Genomic DNA, 15,596 nt, shown 5'->3' on the forward strand with positions numbered 1-15,596 from the left:
CAGGGTTTTGTGCAGGGTTTATTTATTGTCGCGAATCGAGAAATTGGCCATGTGTTCCAGGCCCTTGATCAGCGCCGAGTGGTCCCAGTTGCTGCCGCCGATGGCCGCGCAGGTGCTGAATACCTGCTGGGCATTGGCGGTGTTCGGCAGGTTGATGTTCAGCTCCTTGGCGCCTTGCAGGGCCAGGTTCAGGTCCTTCTGGTGCAGGCTGATGCGGAAGCCCGGGTCGAAGGTGCCTTTGATCATGCGCTCGCCGTGCACTTCGAGGATCTTCGAAGAAGCGAAACCGCCCATCAGCGCTTCACGCACCTTGGCCGGATCGGCACCGTTTTTCGAGGCGAACAGCAGGGCTTCGGCAACGGCCTGGATGTTCAGCGCAACGATGATCTGGTTCGCGACTTTGGCGGTCTGACCATCGCCATTGCCACCAACCAGGGTGATGTTCTTGCCCATGGCCTGGAACAGCGGCAGGGCGCGTTCGAAGGCATCGGCGTCGCCACCGACCATGATGCTCAGGGTTGCGGCCTTGGCGCCGACTTCACCGCCGGAAACCGGAGCGTCGAGGTACTGCGCGCCTTTTTCGTTGATCTTCGCCGCGAAAGCTTTGGTGGCGGTCGGCGAAATCGAGCTCATGTCGATGACTACTTTGCCCTTGCCGATACCGGCCGCGACGCCGTCGGCGCGGAACAGCACGTCATCGACCTGCGGGGTATCCGGAACCATGACGATGATGAATTCGGCTTCCTGCGCCACTTCGCGCGGATTGGCCAGGGCGACAGCGCCAGCGGCGACCAGATCGGCCGGGGCCGCGTCGTGGTGTTGCGACAGGAACAGGCTGTGACCGGCTTTCTGCAGGTTCGCCGCCATTGGGTGGCCCATGATGCCGGTGCCGATGAATCCGATTTTAGCCATGAGAAAATCCTCTTGTTTTTTTCGTGCTCAAGCAAATAGGGGAGCTGCTTTTCATGTGGGAGCGAGCCTGCTCGCGAATGCGGTGGAACATTCAATATCCGTGTTGACTGAACCACCGCATTCGCGAGCAGGCTCGCTCCCACTGGGGATTTGCTGTGTTTCTTAGATTGCGTTGTGTGATTTCAACCAACCCAGGCCCGCTTCGGTGGTGGTCAGCGGTTTGTATTCGCAACCCACCCAACCCTGATAACCGATGCGATCAAGGTGTTCGAACAGGAAGCGGTAGTTGATCTCACCAGTGCCCGGCTCGTTGCGCCCCGGGTTGTCCGCGAGTTGCACGTGGTTGATCTCGCCCAGGTGCGATTGCAGGGTGCGGGCCAGATCGCCTTCCATGATTTGCATGTGATAGATGTCGTATTGCAGGAACAGATTGGCGCTGCCGACCTGCTCGCGAATCGACAGGGCCTGCGCCGTGTTGTTCAGGTAGAAGCCGGGAATGTCGCGGGTGTTGATCGCTTCCATCACCAGTTTGATGCCCACCGCTTGCAGCTTGTCGGCGGCGTATTTGAGGTTGGCGACGAAGGTCTTTTCCACGGTGGCATCGTCAACGCCTTGCGGGCGGATGCCGGCCAAGCAGTTGACCTGGGTGTTGCCCAGCACTTGTGCGTAGGCGATCGCCAGATCGACCCCGGCGCGGAACTCTTCGACCCGATCCGGCAGGCAGGCGATGCCACGCTCGCCCTTGGCCCAGTCACCGGCCGGCAGGTTGAACAGCACTTGGGTCAGCCCGTTGGCCTCGAGTTTTGCCTTGATTTCAGCCGAGCTGAAGTCGTACGGGAACAGGTATTCCACGCCACTGAAACCGGCCTTGGCGGCGGCGTCGAATCGGGCAAGGAAATCCTGTTCGGTGAACAGCATGGACAGGTTGGCTGCGAAACGCGGCATGGTGGTCTCCCGTAAATCTTGTGAGGATCCCCTGGGGGAGCGAGCTGTGGCGAGGGGATTTATCCCCGTTCGGCTGCGAAGCAGTCGTAAACCATTGTATGCGGTGTACCTGATACGCCGCGGTTTCAGGTTTTGAGGCCGCTTCGCGCCCTAACGGGGATAAATCCCCTCACCACACAGGCTCGCTCCCGCAGGGAGAGCGGTCAGCAGTTAATCAAGCAACGAAATCGCCGTCGGCGCGTCATTGCCGACCAGTGCCAAGTCTTCGAACTCGTTGACCGCGTTGATCTCGGTACCCATGGAGATGTTGGTCACACGCTCCAGAATGATCTCGACGATCACCGGTACCTTGAACTCTTCGATCATTTGTTCGGCCTTGCGCAGGGCTGGGGCGATTTCCGACGGTTCGAACACACGCAGCGCCTTGCAGCCGAGACCCTCGGCGACTGCGATGTGGTCAACCCCGTAACCGTTGAGTTCCGGCGCATTCAGGTTATCGAAGGACAGCTGCACGCAGTAGTCCATTTCGAACCCGCGCTGGGCCTGACGGATCAGGCCCAGGTACGAGTTGTTCACCACGACGTGGATGTATGGCAGTTTGAACTGAGCGCCGACCGCCAGTTCTTCGATCATGAACTGGAAATCATAGTCCCCCGACAGGGCCACGACTTTGCGGTTCGGATCGGCTTTCACCACGCCCAGCGCCGCCGGAATGGTCCAGCCCAACGGGCCGGCCTGACCACAGTTGATCCAGTGACGCGGTTTGTAGACGTGCAGGAACTGCGCGCCGGCAATCTGCGACAGACCAATGGTGCTGACGTAGCAGGTGTCCTTGCCGAACACCTGGTTCATTTCTTCATAAACGCGCTGCGGTTTGACCGGCACGTTGTCGAAGTGGGTCTTGCGATGCAGGCTGGCCTTGCGCTGCTGGCAATCCTGCAGCCAGGCACTGCGGTTCTTCAGCTTGCCGGCGGCTTGCCATTCACGGGCCACTTCGATGAACACGGTCAGCGCTGCCGCGGCGTCGGAAACGATGCCCAAGTCCGGGGTGAACACACGACCGATCTGCGTGCCTTCGATGTCAACGTGAATGAACTTGCGACCTTCGGTGTACACGTCAACCGAACCGGTATGGCGGTTGGCCCAACGGTTACCAATGCCCAGCACCACGTCGGATTTGAGCATCGTCGCGTTGCCGTAACGGTGCGAAGTCTGCAGACCGACCATGCCGACCATCAGCGGGTGGTCGTCAGGGATGGTGCCCCAGCCCATCAGGGTCGGGATGACCGGGATGCCGGTCAGCTCGGCGAACTCGACCAGCAGATCGCTGGCGTCGGCGTTGATGATGCCGCCGCCGGCCACCAGCAATGGACGCTCGGCCTGATCCAGCAGCGCCAGCGCCTTCTCGACCTGCACGCGGGTTGCGGTCGGTTTGGCCAATGGCAGCGGTTGGTAAGCGTCGATGTCGAATTCGATCTCGGCCATCTGCACGTCGAACGGCAGGTCGATCAGTACAGGGCCTGGACGGCCGGAGCGCATTTCATAAAAGGCTTTCTGGAACGCGTAAGGCACCTGGCCCGGCTCCAGAACCGTGGTTGCCCACTTGGTCACTGGCTTGACGATGCTGGTGATGTCGACAGCCTGGAAATCTTCCTTGTGCATCCGGGCGCGGGGTGCTTGACCGGTGATGCAGAGGATTGGAATCGAGTCGGCCGAGGCGCTGTAGAGCCCGGTGACCATGTCGGTACCGGCCGGGCCGGACGTGCCGATGCACACGCCGATGTTGCCGGCCTTGGTGCGGGTGTAGCCCTCGGCCATGTGCGAGGCGCCTTCAACGTGGCGAGCAAGGACGTGATCGATGCCACCGACCTTCTGCAAGGCGGAGTACAGCGGGTTGATCGCTGCGCCCGGGATGCCAAAAGCGGTATCAACCCCTTCACGGCGCATCACCAGAACGGCGGCTTCGATTGCTCTCATTTTGCTCATGGTTTTGTGCCTCTTTACGTTTTGTAATTGTATACAAGTGGCTTTGCGCAGAGTGTATTCACGGCGGACGGCGCAGGTCAATCCATTTTCTCAAGCGCCTGTTTCATTCGTCGGAAGCCCGCTGCGCTGTGGCTTTTCGTCGCATGTGGCGCTTTTCGAGAATTATTGTATACAAAAAAATAACTCATTGTGTTCTATTTGTGTCATCGGACTGCGGCACAAACGCGCGGTCCCACGACTTTCCCTATAACAAAATGAGGACGGCACCATGAGCGCTTTAACCTTGAAAGTCGCAGTCAACCTGGTCAGCGAAGCCATCAACGCAGGACGCGGCATCAACGCCGCACCGTTGACCATCGCGGTACTCGATAACGGCGGCCACCTGATCGCCCTGCAACGTGAAGATGGCGCTAGCCTGCTGCGCCCGGACATCGCCATCGGCAAAGCCTGGGGCGCCATCGCCTTGGGTAAAGGCTCACGCCTGCTCGCCCAGGACGCCCAACAACGCCCGGCGTTTTTTTCTTCGTTGAACAGCATGGGGCAGGGCAGCGTAGTGCCGGCTCCGGGTGGGGTGTTGATTCGAAATCAGGCGGGTGAAGTGCTGGGCGCGATCGGGATCAGTGGGGATTTGTCGGATGTGGATGAGCAGGTGGCGATCAGAGCGGTGGAAGCGCTGGATTTGAGGGCAGATGGTGGGGTGGTTGGTTGAATGTCAGTGTCTGAATAACCGCTTTCGCGAGCAGGCTCGCTCCCCCATTGGATCAGGGTTGGACACAAAATGTCTGAACACCTGAAGCCCACTGTGGGAGCGAGCCTGCTCGCGAATACGATCTGCGCTACACATCTTGCTAAAAGTCTGACGCTCCCTTTGCCATCTCCACGGCTAGCCTTCTCATGATCAACATATGAGAAGGCAACGGAATGCCGGGTTTATCTGCTTCACATCGCTTGCGCATCGGACGCTATTCAGAACACAACCGCATTTACCTTCTGACCGCCAATACCGCCGGGAGAGAACCTGTATTCAGCGATTTCTTCCTCGGCAGATTGCTTGTAAGCCAATTCAGGGCAGCTGAGGAAGCGGGATTGGCCAATTCTCTGGCTTGGGTCGTAATGCCAGATCATTTTCACTGGCTGATTGAATTGAAGAGTGGCTCGCTCGGCGAATTGATGCAGCGAACTAAATCCCTCAGCACCAAAGCGGTAAAGCTTTCGACCGGTAGAAAGTCCAGCCTTTGGCAACCTGGCTTCCATGACCGGGCACTGCGTAAAGAGGAGAATCTGGTGAAGATGGCTCGGTATGTCATTGCCAACCCATTGCGGGCAGGGCTGGTCAAAAGCCTTGGCGACTATCCGTTGTGGGATTCGATCTGGTTATGAGTTGAGGTCTGCGGTGCAGCTATTCGCGAGCAGGCTCGCTCCCACAGTGGATCTGGGTTGGACACAAAATGTCTGGACACCACAACCCCTGTGGGAGCGAGCCTGCTCGCGAAGCGGTTCCCCCGATCTCACCGATCCGGCTCACACCCCTTCAACACCAACCGGATAATCGTCTGCGCCGCCGCTTCATAATCGGCTTCATCAAGCTTGTCTTTCCCGGTCACCGCGGAAATCTGCCAGTCGAAGTCGGCGTAGGTCTGGGTCGCGGCCCAGATGCTGAACATCAGGTGGTTGGGATCGATCGGGGCGATCTGGCCGCGGTCGATCCAGCTCTGGATGCAGGCGATGTTGTGTTTGGCCTGGGCGTTGAGCTGCTCGACAAGATCAGCGCTCAGGTGCGGGGCGCCGTGCATGATTTCGCTGGCGAACACCTTGGAGGCGTAGGGCAGGTCGCGGGAGATGCGGATCTTTGAGCGGATGTAGCCGCTCAGCACCTCGCTCGGCACACCGTCCGGGTTGAACGGGGTCGAGGCCTGCAGAATCGGCTCGATGATGCTTTCCAGCACCTCGCGATAGAGGTTTTCCTTGGATTTGAAGTAGTAGTAGACGTTGGGCTTGGGCAATCCCGCCTTGGCGGCGATGTCGCTGGTTTTGGTCGCCGCGAAGCCCTTGTCGGCAAACTCTTCGCTGGCGGCGCGCAGGATCAGTTCTTTGTTACGCTCGCGGATTGTGCTCATAAACCCGGTGGTTCCTTGCCTGTTCTGGCGGTGGCGCATGGTAGCACCGGCCTTGAGCGGCGCTCAACAATGCAGCCTGTGGCCGGCGGTCGCGTTATGCTTGGCAACATTCATACACAGAAGGAAACAGGATTCATGGCAGGAAGCAGTTTGCTGGTGCTGATCGATGACATCGCCACCGTTCTGGATGACGTTGCGTTGATGACCAAGATGGCCGCGAAGAAGACCGCCGGGGTGCTCGGTGATGATCTGGCGCTCAATGCCCAGCAGGTATCGGGCGTGCGCGCCGAGCGGGAAATTCCCGTGGTCTGGGCGGTGGCCAAGGGCTCGTTCGTCAACAAACTGATCCTCGTGCCGTCGGCGCTGGCAATCAGCGCCTTTGTGCCTTGGCTGGTGACGCCGCTGTTGATGGTCGGCGGCGCGTACCTGTGTTTCGAGGGTTTTGAAAAACTCGCGCACAAGTTTCTGCACAGCAAAGAGGAAGACGAGGCAGAACACGCACAGTTGACCGAAGCAGTGGCCGATCCGGCGACCGATCTGGTGGCGTACGAAAAGGACAAGATCAAAGGCGCGATCCGCACCGACTTCATTCTCTCGGCAGAAATCATTGCGATCACCCTCGGCACCGTGGCAGATGCCTCGCTGACTCAGCAAGTGGTCGTCATGTCCGGCATCGCCATTGTCATGACCGTGGGCGTTTACGGTTTGGTGGCGGGCATCGTCAAACTCGACGACCTGGGGCTGTGGCTGACGCAGAAACCCGGGCAGATGGCGAAAAAGATCGGCGGCGGCATTCTCAGCGCCGCGCCGTACATGATGAAAACCCTGTCGGTGGTTGGCACGGCAGCGATGTTCCTGGTCGGCGGCGGCATCCTGACCCATGGCGTGCCGGTGCTGCATCACTGGATCGAAGGTGTCGGCGCAGCGGCGGGCAGTGCCGGGTTTGCCGTACCGATGCTGCTCAATGGTGTTGCGGGGATTATTGCCGGTGCTGTGGTGTTGGCGGTGGTTTCGGTCGTAGGCAAGATCTGGAAAGCGCTGAAGGGTTAATCAGCAACACATAACAAATGTGGGAGCGAGCCTGCTCGCGAATGCGGTAGTTCAGTCAACATCGATGTTGACTGAAACTCCGCGTTCGCGAGCAGGCTCGCTCCCACAGTGTTTTGCGCCAGCCGATTTACTCGGCGATCTGCAACTTGCGCGCTTCGGTGTACACGTACCGCACTTTCTCGTACTCGAACGGCGAGTTCATCTGGCCGTAGCGGAAGCTGGTCTGGTAGCGCTTGTCGATCGCACGCAAGGCCCAGACTTCCGGGTGGTTGGAGCTGACTTCCGCGACGTTGAGGAAGTTGATCGCGGTGTCGGAGGTGTAATCCACGGCCAGACCTGCGGTGTCGCGGATGTTCGACGGGCCGAAGATCGGCAGTACGAAGTAGGCGCCGCCCGGTACGCCATAGAAGCCCAGAGTCTGCCCGAAGTCCTCGTTCTGGCGCGGCAGGCCCATGGCGGTTGCCGGATCCCACAGGCCGGCGATGCCGATCGTGGTGTTGAGCAGCAGGCGCGCGGTGGTTTCCATCGAGCGCTGGCCCTTGAACTGCAACAGGCTGTTGACCAGGTTCGGCACGTCACCAATGTTGTTGAAGAAGTTGCTCACCCCGGTACGCAGGAAGCTTGGGGTGATGTAGCGATAGCCATCGACTACCGGCAGGAACACCCACTGGTCGAAGCGGTAGTTGAAGTGATAGACCCGGCGGTTCCACGATTCCAGTGGGTCATAGACGTTCAGCGCATTGAGCGTGGAGCGTTCGAATTCGCGCTGATCCAGGCCCGGGTTGAACTTGAGTTTGGTCAGCGGCTGCTTGAAGCCGTCGCTGTCGACCACCACCGGTGCATCGGCTTTACTGTTGTCGGCCTGGGCCACGCCTGCACAGAGGAACGCTGCAATCAGCAGGAGATATTTAGCCACGGAAGAACTCCAGCATGGCGTCGCTGTTGACGCGGTAGTTAAGGTTGCCGCAGTGGCCGCCCAGTGGATAAACGGTCAGGCGATCACCGAAGGTTTTCCGCAGGAAGCCCAGGTCGCCAGGGCCGAGGATGACGTCGTCGGCGTTGTGCATGACGGCGATTTTCGGGCTGTCGTGCAGGTAGTCCTTGAGCGCATACAGGCTGACCTGGTCGATCAGTTGCAGCAGGCTGCCGCCGTCGGTGCGTGCGCGCCACATCGGAATAACCTGTTCGGTGATGTAGCAGTCGAAATCGCATTGCAGCGCACGCTTGAGGAACGGCGTGAGGCTGGTGCCTTCGGTGATCGGGAATTTCGGCGGGGTAATCAGACCGCGACGGTTGACCAGGTCCGAGGTGTAGGCAATGTCGGCTGCCGAGAAGCGGAACGACGTGCCGATGAGCATGGCCATCTGCTCGTTGGTCAGGTGCTGCTTGGACTGCTGGAAGTCATACAGCAGCGCATCGTTGAGATCGATGTAGCCTTTCTGCTGGAAGTAACGGGTCAGCTTGGTCAGTACCAGTTCATAGAACGTGGTGCTGTTGTTGATGCCCTTGACCTCGGTCTGTACCAGCTTGTCGAGGTTGGTCACCGAGGTGTAGAGGTTGACCGGCGGGTTGAGCAGCAGGACTTTCTTGAAGTTGAAGCTGCGGCGCGTTTCGTCCAGATGCGCGACGAACGCGGCATCGAGGGCGCCGAGGCTGTAGCCGGTCAGGTAATACTCGGTGACCGGCAGCTTCGGGTTCTGCGCCCGCACGGCCTGCATCACCCGGTACATGTCTTCGGCATCTTCCTTGGTCACGCCCGGCGTGGCGAAACGCGAGGCGGCGCTGATGAAGTCGAAGCTGGTCGGCGAGGACAACTGCACGACGTGGTAGCCGGCCTTGTAATACAGCTTTTTCAGGTATTCGTTGAGCGTGCTGTCAAAGCGCGCGCCGGTGCCGGCAATCAGGAAGATAAGCGGCGCCGGTTTGTCCTGCGTGGCGATGCGGTAAGTGAGTTTCTTCACTGCCCAGAAATTGTCCGGCAGTTGGAATTCACGCTCCGGGCGCAGGGTGAGGCTGCGGTCCGATTGATTGATGTCGTCGTCCAGCGGCAGCTCCGGACGCAGGTCCGGTGGTGTCGTGGCGATCGTCGCCTCGAACGGGTTGGTCAGCGGGTAGCCATAGCTGGCGGCGTCGATATCCACCGCCAGCGCGGACGCACTCAAGATAAGGCCGCTGAACAGCGCGGCGAAGCGCAAGGAACGGAGCATGACTAGATCCCTTAGAGGAAGGTGCCGATTGAAGTTCGCAGGCTATGACCACCGGCCGTGCGCCAAAGTGCCATGCTGCGGCACCAAACAGGCGGAATTCGGGGTAATAGTAGCTGGACGATACACGTTGCAAGGGCTCGCTGAACAGTTAACAGTTGTTAGTGCTTGCGAATGCCGGTCGGCAGATTAAGCTGGCCGCCGATTTCCGCAGATTGGAGTGCTCCATGTCCCGCCGCTTGCCCGTTATTGTGCTGCTCGTTTTGTTGCCGCTGTGGCTGGCCGGCAGTTATGCCGCGCGCTATGGCTTCATGGAAGACGGGCAGTGGGTGGGCATCTGTGTCGACGACGCCGGCCGTTGGGAATGCGTGGTGCGGTCGAACCTCGGGCTGATGATTCATTTCAAGGTGCTGGGCTGGGCGGCGGTGGGCGCGGCGGTATTGGCGTTTGTATTGCCTGGACGGGCAGGGTGGTGGCTGGGGGTGCTGGCGCTGGTGTTCGGCCTGCCGGCGCTGGCGTTGTACAACACCACATTAGCGGTATTTGCGGTGGTGATTGCCGGATTGCGCCTGGTCCGCGAGTCCCGCAGCGCCTGACAGTCAGTCATCGCGGGCAAGCCCGCTCCCACAGGGATTGAGGTGAACACAACATTTGTGTGCAGCAGAAATCCTGTGGGAGCTGGCTTGCCAGCGATGGCGATTTCGAAAGCGCTGAAATCAGGCCTTGCGAACCCGCAGACAGCGCCACAACGCCACCACCATCAATCCACTGACCAGCGCCCAGCCCCACGCCTGCTGATTCAGCATCCCTTCCTGATACAACTGCGGTGCAATCCCCGCGCCAACGATAAAGGTCAGCAGAGCAACCTCCCGACGCGGCACGCTTACCGGGCGGCACAGGTAGACCAGCGCCGGGAGGACGAACGCCATGCTGGCGAAACTGCGATAGCGCGGGTCGAAGACCATTTCCAGCATCATCACCGCCGCGGCAAAACCGGCCGCCGCGATCAGCCAGCCGGCGCGACGCTCGAGCAAATCGAAGGCTCGCGCGCGCCAACCGCTGCGTGCGCTCAACGTCAGCGCGGCATGCGCGAGCACCAACAGATTCAACCCGGTCAGCAAGCCGACCCACAGCCATTCACCGGCAAACCGTGTGGTCAATCGAGCCAGATCGCCCCAGGCGCCAATCGAGCACGCTGCGACCGCGCCCAGCAGCGGTAGCAGCAACGCCGAACGAGTGGTGCGCACGCGTCCACCAAGGATCAGCGTGCCGAGGAAAATCAAAGCACCGACTGCCAGCCATTCTTTCCAGTACGGCACATTGCTCACCGGTCCGGCGAGCACGCCTTTGTCCTGTCGATCCGCATCGAACAGCCCCCAGTAGCCGCCGACCGCGCCTTCACTGCCGCGCTTCCACGGTTGATCAAAGGCTTCGATCAGGTTGTAACGCCAGCCTTCCTGCTCGGCCATCGCCACGAATCCACGAATGAATTTCGCCTCGTTGACCCGGCTCGGCACGGCGGTTTCGCGCTGGCGGCCTTCGCTGGGCCAACCGGTTTCGCCGATCATCACGTCCTTGGGCGCGAACTTGTTGCCGAACACCTGACGTACATCCGCCACATGCCGCAGCGCCACGTCGATATTCGACGGATCGTCTTCCCAGTACGGCAGCAGGTGGATGGTCAGAAAATCCACAGCCGGCGCGACTTCCGGGTGCTTGAGCCAGAATTCCCAAACATCGGCGTAGGTCACCGGTTGCTTGACCTGGCTTTTTACCTTGTTGATCAGCCGGGCCAGTTGCGCGCCAGTGACCTCTTTGCGCAGCAGCGCTTCGTTGCCGACGATTACGGCGGTGACCACGTCGGGGTTGGCATTGGCCGATTTGATCAGCAGGTCGACTTCCTGCTCGGTATCGACGGGGTTGCTATTGACCCAGGCGCCGATCATCAACTTCAGACCGTGCTTGCGCGCCAGATCGGGCAGGGCGTCGAGGCCGGTCATCGAGTAGGTGCGGATGCATTCAAAGCGCGTCGCCAGCAGCGCGAGGTCGGCGTCCATGCGCTCGGGGCGCAATTTGAACGGCACGTCGAACGGCGATTGGTCTTTGTCGAACGGTGTGTAGGAGGCGCATTGCAACTTGTGCGTCGGCGTCGCGGCGTCCGGCAGGATCACCGGTTGGCCGAGGCCATACCAGAAACCGCTAAGGGCCAGGAGCCCGAGCAGGCAGGCGAACAGATAAGGCAGAAAAGGAAATCGGTACGTTGCGGACATGGTCAGGCCGAGTGGCTGCAAAGCGACGCATGTTACCTGCATTTATAGAAGGGCTGGTGGCTTGCAGGCGTTGTCCATGCAAAGTTCGGGCGGATTGTCTGGCGTCAATTAATCTCGCTTGATTAATGGCTTTCTGATGTCGTTTCTCGCTGCCTTGAGGTCGCTGACAGAGCAGGTCGCCGGCCGCTTGAGGTTGATGATCAAACCATCAGTACCCTTTTTGAAAAATCGGCTGATGTTCGGTGTGTGAGGTCCGGCGTGATGGGGGCGCTGTGCACCATAACAATACGTTGACGATGCCCGGCATCCGTCGGGCGCAGCATTTCGGGGAAGTAAACGATGAAGATGCGACGACTTTTAGGCGCAGGTGCCGCTTTGGCGCTTGCGATGAGTTCCACTTTCGCCAACGCTGAAAAACAGACCCTGAACATCGGTTACGTTGACGGCTGGTCCGACAGCGTCGCGACCACCCACGTGGCGGCCGAAGTGATCAAACAGAAGCTCGGTTATGACGTGAAGCTGCAAGCCGTCGCCACCGGGATCATGTGGCAGGGCGTGGCCACCGGCAAACTCGATGCGATGCTCTCGGCCTGGCTACCCGTGACCCACGGTGACTATTGGACGAAAAACAAGGATCAGGTCGTCGATTACGGCCCGAACTTCAAGGACGCGAAGATCGGCCTGATCGTGCCGGAGTACGTCAAAGCCAAATCGATCGAAGACCTGAAAACCGACGATACCTTCAAAAACCGCATTGTCGGCATCGACGCCGGTTCAGGCGTAATGCTCAAGACCGATCAGGCGATCAAGGATTACGGTCTGGACAAGTACAGCCTCAAGGCCAGTTCCGGCGCCGGCATGATTGCCGAGCTGACCCGCGCCGAGAAGAAAAACGAATCCATCGCTGTCACCGGTTGGGTGCCGCACTGGATGTTCGCCAAGTGGAAACTGCGCTTCCTCGACGACCCGAAAGGCGTGTATGGCCAGGCTGAAACCGTGAACAGCATCGGCAGCAAAGGCCTGGACGCCAAGGCGCCGGAAGTGGCCAAGTTCCTGAAAAACTTCCAGTGGGCGTCGAAAGACGAAATCGGCGAGGTCATGCTGGCGATCCAGGACGGCGCCAAGCCTGATGCAGCCGCCAAGGACTGGGTGGCCAAACACCCGGATCGTGTAGCTGACTGGACCAAATGATTTAAATCTCGCCACACCCCTGTGGGAGCGAGCCTGCTCGCGAATGCAATCTGTCAGTTGATGCAATATCGACTGATACGACGCCTTCGCGAGCAGGCTCGCTCCCACAGTTTTTTTCTGTGTACCGGAAAATGGCTAAAACATCATGGCCATCTACTACTAAGGTCGTCTGGAACCTCTCTCGCAGCCGCATACATTAGCTACGTTCCAACAATAATTTGTGCTGCGAGGATAAAAACAATGAACGACAGCATTTACCTCTCGATTCAAAACAGTCCCCGATTCAAGGAGCTGGTTCAGAAACGGGAACGATTCGCCTGGATTCTCTCGGCAATCATGCTTGGGCTCTACTCCGCATTCATCCTGCTGATCGCATACGGGCCGCACGTGCTCGGGGCGAAACTCAGTCCTGAATCCTCGATCACCTGGGGCATCCCGATCGGTGTCGGTCTGATCATTTCAGCCTTCGTCCTGACCGGCATCTACGTGCGCCGCGCCAATGGCGAGTTCGACGACCTGAACAATGCGATTCTCAAGGAGGCTCAGCAATGATCCGGCGTCTACTGGCTTTATTGAGTGTTGCGGCTTTCGCGCCGAGTGTCTGGGCGGCTGACGCATTGACGGGGGAGGTGGCCAAACAGCCGCTGAACATCCCGGCGATCCTGATGTTCGTGGCCTTCGTCGGCGCGACTTTATACATCACCTACTGGGCTTCAAAGAAAAACAACTCGGCCGCCGACTACTATGCGGCGGGCGGCAAGATCACCGGTTTCCAGAACGGCCTGGCGATTGCCGGCGACTACATGTCGGCGGCGTCTTTCCTGGGGATTTCCGCGCTGGTGTTCACCTCCGGCTATGACGGCCTGATCTACTCGATCGGCTTCCTGGTGGGCTGGCCGATCATTCTGTTCCTGATCGCCGAACGCCTGCGCAACCTGGGTAAATACACCTTTGCCGACGTGGCGTCGTACCGCCTCGGGCAAACCCAGATCCGCACCCTGTCCGCCTGCGGCTCGCTGGTGGTGGTGGCGTTCTACCTGATCGCGCAAATGGTCGGTGCCGGCAAGCTGATCCAGCTGCTGTTCGGCCTCGATTACCACGTTGCGGTGATCCTGGTCGGCGTGCTGATGTGCATGTACGTGCTGTTCGGCGGCATGCTCGCGACCACTTGGGTGCAGATCATCAAGGCAGTGCTGCTGCTGTCCGGTGCCTCGTTCATGGCGCTGATGGTGATGAAGCATGTGGGCTTCGACTTCAACACACTGTTCTCCGAAGCGATCAAGGTTCACGCCAAGGGCGAAGCGATCATGAGCCCCGGCGGTCTGGTGAAGGATCCGATCTCGGCATTCTCGCTGGGTCTGGCGCTGATGTTCGGCACCGCTGGCCTGCCGCATATTCTGATGCGCTTCTTCACCGTGAGTGACGCAAAAGAAGCGCGCAAGAGCGTGCTGTACGCTACCGGTTTCATTGGCTACTTCTACATCCTGACCTTCATCATCGGCTTCGGAGCGATCCTGCTGGTCAGCACCAACCCGGCCTTCAAAGATGCAGCGGGCGCCTTGCTCGGCGGCAACAACATGGCGGCGGTGCACCTGGCCAACGCGGTGGGCGGCAGCATCTTCCTAGGCTTCATCTCGGCAGTGGCGTTTGCAACCATTCTGGCTGTGGTAGCCGGTCTGACGCTGGCGGGTGCTTCGGCGGTTTCTCACGACCTGTACGCCAGTGTGATCAAGAAGGGCAAGGCCAACGAGAAAGATGAGATTCGCGTGTCGAAGATCACCACCATCGCCCTGGCGGTGCTGGCGATTGGTCTGGGCATTCTGTTCGAAAGCCAGAACATTGCGTTCATGGTCGGCCTGGCGTTCTCCATCGCGGCGAGCTGCAACTTCCCTGTGCTGCTGCTTTCGATGTACTGGAAGAAGCTGACCACTCGTGGCGCGATGATTGGTGGCTGGCTGGGTCTGGTCAGTGCTGTTGGTCTGATGATCCTCGGCCCGACCATCTGGGTGCAGATTCTGCATCACGAGAAGGCGATCTTCCCTTACGAATATCCGGCGCTGTTCTCGATGATGATTGCGTTCATCGGGATCTGGTTCTTCTCGATTACCGACAAGTCGGCGGCTGCGGATAACGAGCGGGCGCTGTTCTTCCCGCAGTTTGTGCGTTCGCAGACCGGGTTGGGGGCGAGTGGGGCGGTTTCGCACTAAGAGATCAGTTGTAAGCTGCAAGCTGCAAGAAAACGCCCTGATTGAGAGATTGGGGCGTTTTTTTTTGTGGGCGGTTATTGGTTGGTTTGGTGTGTATATCCGTTGCTGCGGTAACGGCTGCTTAGGGTTTCGCCCTTACGGCGAGTCACCTTTTTCAAACGCCAAAAAGGTAACCCAAAAGGCTTGCTCCTGCGTTCGGCCCTCGCAGGCTCGGGTCCCTTCGCTGCGGGATCGATCCGGGCGCAGCGGCTCCGGTTTGCTTCGCTGCACCTCCTTCCGCTGTGTCTGGCTGCGCCAGACGGTCGCTGCGCTCCCACGCCCGGATCAATCCCTCCACTCAGCCTTCCGACGTCGCCCGTGGATCAAGATCAAAAGCACTCGAGCTTGCGCTCATTGTTGAGTGGTTAGAAGCGTCGCATGGCTTGAGATTTTCGGTGGATTCGCCCCTCACCCCAGCCCTCTCCCGAGGGAGAGGGAGCCGATTTGTGTGGTGTTCAAAACCTGCATTCGACTCGGTATCGCAAGTCGGCGTGTTTCGCCCAAACACCTCGGTCAGTTCCCTCTCCCTCTGGGAGAGGGCTAGGGTGAGGGGCTCTTGATCTGGCTTTGGCTTTTGCTTTTGATCTTTTGCCCCTTCGGCAGGCTTCGTTACGGGATCGATCCGGGGGTGGGAGCGTAGCGACCGTACGACGTAGTCGTACACAGCGAGTGTAG

Annotated in this window: 14 protein-coding genes; 7 read left to right on the forward strand and 7 right to left on the reverse strand. The window is 59.4% G+C overall.

Translation table 11 applies throughout. The features are described 5' to 3' along the window. Positions 1 to 18 precede the first annotated feature (18 nt). The 3 genes from AB9L16_RS07270 to gcl form a co-directional block, all read right to left on the reverse strand. Positions 19 to 912 (reverse strand): 2-hydroxy-3-oxopropionate reductase, encoded by an 894-nt coding sequence (locus AB9L16_RS07270; protein ID WP_016771028.1) that lies wholly within the window; start codon positions 910 to 912, stop codon positions 19 to 21. 162 nt (positions 913 to 1,074) lie between these two features. After that, a complete protein-coding gene (gene hyi, locus AB9L16_RS07275) occupies positions 1,075 to 1,857 on the reverse strand; it encodes a hydroxypyruvate isomerase (protein ID WP_056783872.1) in 783 nt (260 codons plus the stop codon). Between the two features lie 210 nt (positions 1,858 to 2,067). After that, on the reverse strand, positions 2,068 to 3,843 hold the full coding sequence (gene gcl, locus AB9L16_RS07280) for a glyoxylate carboligase (protein WP_042607573.1): 1,776 nt from the start codon (positions 3,841 to 3,843) through the stop codon (positions 2,068 to 2,070). A 268-nt stretch (positions 3,844 to 4,111) separates the two neighbouring features. On the opposite strand from gcl, the gene AB9L16_RS07285 reads away from it, so the two are divergent. Both AB9L16_RS07285 and AB9L16_RS07290 read left to right on the forward strand, forming a co-directional pair. Then, positions 4,112 to 4,552 (forward strand): heme-binding protein, encoded by a 441-nt coding sequence (locus AB9L16_RS07285; protein WP_041479606.1) that lies wholly within the window; start codon positions 4,112 to 4,114, stop codon positions 4,550 to 4,552. A gap of 212 nt (positions 4,553 to 4,764) precedes the next feature. Next, positions 4,765 to 5,223: a transposase gene (locus tag AB9L16_RS07290; RefSeq protein ID WP_310215022.1), complete on the forward strand. Its 459-nt coding sequence runs from the start codon at positions 4,765 to 4,767 to the stop codon at positions 5,221 to 5,223. Between the two features lie 128 nt (positions 5,224 to 5,351). On the opposite strand, the gene AB9L16_RS07295 is transcribed toward AB9L16_RS07290, so the two are convergent. Next, complete coding sequence (locus tag AB9L16_RS07295) at positions 5,352 to 5,960, reverse strand: TetR/AcrR family transcriptional regulator (protein ID WP_041479604.1); 609 nt, start codon at positions 5,958 to 5,960, stop codon at positions 5,352 to 5,354. A 135-nt stretch (positions 5,961 to 6,095) separates the two neighbouring features. Here AB9L16_RS07295 and AB9L16_RS07300 point away from each other — a divergent pair, with 135 nt between their 5' ends. Further along, complete coding sequence (locus tag AB9L16_RS07300) at positions 6,096 to 7,010, forward strand: DUF808 domain-containing protein (protein ID WP_375123293.1); 915 nt, start codon at positions 6,096 to 6,098, stop codon at positions 7,008 to 7,010. Positions 7,011 to 7,137: 127 nt separating this feature from the next. On the opposite strand, the gene AB9L16_RS07305 is transcribed toward AB9L16_RS07300, so the two are convergent. Then, entirely contained in the window at positions 7,138 to 7,926 is a 789-nt protein-coding gene (locus AB9L16_RS07305; RefSeq protein ID WP_375123294.1) for a VacJ family lipoprotein, read from the reverse strand. Continuing rightward, positions 7,919 to 9,217 carry a serine/threonine protein kinase gene (locus AB9L16_RS07310; protein ID WP_258707793.1) on the reverse strand — a complete coding sequence of 433 codons (1,299 nt, stop codon included), beginning with the start codon at positions 9,215 to 9,217 and terminating at the stop codon, positions 7,919 to 7,921. Before AB9L16_RS07310 ends, AB9L16_RS07305 begins: the two co-directional genes overlap by 8 nt. 224 nt (positions 9,218 to 9,441) lie before the next feature. Between AB9L16_RS07310 and AB9L16_RS07315 the strand changes: the two genes are divergently transcribed. Continuing rightward, positions 9,442 to 9,810, forward strand: a complete 369-nt coding sequence (locus AB9L16_RS07315; protein ID WP_375123295.1) for a hypothetical protein — start codon at positions 9,442 to 9,444, stop codon at positions 9,808 to 9,810. Positions 9,811 to 9,930: 120 nt separating this feature from the next. On the opposite strand, the gene AB9L16_RS07320 is transcribed toward AB9L16_RS07315, so the two are convergent. Continuing rightward, positions 9,931 to 11,526 (reverse strand): beta (1-6) glucans synthase, encoded by a 1,596-nt coding sequence (locus AB9L16_RS07320; protein ID WP_375123296.1) that lies wholly within the window; start codon positions 11,524 to 11,526, stop codon positions 9,931 to 9,933. 297 nt (positions 11,527 to 11,823) lie between these two features. Between AB9L16_RS07320 and AB9L16_RS07325 the strand changes: the two genes are divergently transcribed. The 3 genes from AB9L16_RS07325 to AB9L16_RS07335 all read left to right on the forward strand — a co-directional run bounded on the left by AB9L16_RS07325 (position 11,824) and on the right by AB9L16_RS07335 (position 14,882). Then, positions 11,824 to 12,675 carry a glycine betaine ABC transporter substrate-binding protein gene (locus AB9L16_RS07325; RefSeq protein WP_041479599.1) on the forward strand — a complete coding sequence of 284 codons (852 nt, stop codon included), beginning with the start codon at positions 11,824 to 11,826 and terminating at the stop codon, positions 12,673 to 12,675. Positions 12,676 to 12,915: 240 nt separating this feature from the next. Next, a complete protein-coding gene (locus AB9L16_RS07330; protein ID WP_016771016.1) occupies positions 12,916 to 13,227 on the forward strand; it encodes a DUF485 domain-containing protein in 312 nt (103 codons plus the stop codon). After that, on the forward strand, positions 13,224 to 14,882 hold the full coding sequence (locus AB9L16_RS07335; RefSeq protein ID WP_016771015.1) for a cation acetate symporter: 1,659 nt from the start codon (positions 13,224 to 13,226) through the stop codon (positions 14,880 to 14,882). The genes AB9L16_RS07330 and AB9L16_RS07335 overlap by 4 nt, the downstream gene beginning before the upstream one ends. The last annotated feature ends 714 nt before the right edge of the window (positions 14,883 to 15,596 follow it).

This window comes from Pseudomonas sp. LW8 (assembly GCF_041956865.1).
Lineage (GTDB): Bacteria > Pseudomonadota > Gammaproteobacteria > Pseudomonadales > Pseudomonadaceae > Aquipseudomonas > Aquipseudomonas siliginis.

Bases quoted from the DNA above. Each gene is read 5' to 3' on its own strand.
- AB9L16_RS07270 (WP_016771028.1), bottom strand. From the start codon at position 912: ATGGCTAAAATCGGATTCATCGGCACCGGCATCATGGGCCACCCAATG.
- hyi (WP_056783872.1), bottom strand. From the start codon at position 1,857: ATGCCGCGTTTCGCAGCCAACCTGTCCATGCTGTTCACCGAACAGGAT.
- gcl (WP_042607573.1), bottom strand. From the start codon at position 3,843: ATGAGCAAAATGAGAGCAATCGAAGCCGCCGTTCTGGTGATGCGCCGT.
- AB9L16_RS07285 (WP_041479606.1), top strand. From the start codon at position 4,112: ATGAGCGCTTTAACCTTGAAAGTCGCAGTCAACCTGGTCAGCGAAGCC.
- AB9L16_RS07290 (WP_310215022.1), top strand. From the start codon at position 4,765: ATGCCGGGTTTATCTGCTTCACATCGCTTGCGCATCGGACGCTATTCA.
- AB9L16_RS07295 (WP_041479604.1), bottom strand. From the start codon at position 5,960: ATGAGCACAATCCGCGAGCGTAACAAAGAACTGATCCTGCGCGCCGCC.
- AB9L16_RS07300 (WP_375123293.1), top strand. From the start codon at position 6,096: ATGGCAGGAAGCAGTTTGCTGGTGCTGATCGATGACATCGCCACCGTT.
- AB9L16_RS07310 (WP_258707793.1), bottom strand. From the start codon at position 9,217: ATGCTCCGTTCCTTGCGCTTCGCCGCGCTGTTCAGCGGCCTTATCTTG.
- AB9L16_RS07315 (WP_375123295.1), top strand. From the start codon at position 9,442: ATGTCCCGCCGCTTGCCCGTTATTGTGCTGCTCGTTTTGTTGCCGCTG.
- AB9L16_RS07320 (WP_375123296.1), bottom strand. From the start codon at position 11,526: ATGCAGGTAACATGCGTCGCTTTGCAGCCACTCGGCCTGACCATGTCC.
- AB9L16_RS07325 (WP_041479599.1), top strand. From the start codon at position 11,824: ATGAAGATGCGACGACTTTTAGGCGCAGGTGCCGCTTTGGCGCTTGCG.
- AB9L16_RS07330 (WP_016771016.1), top strand. From the start codon at position 12,916: ATGAACGACAGCATTTACCTCTCGATTCAAAACAGTCCCCGATTCAAG.
- AB9L16_RS07335 (WP_016771015.1), top strand. From the start codon at position 13,224: ATGATCCGGCGTCTACTGGCTTTATTGAGTGTTGCGGCTTTCGCGCCG.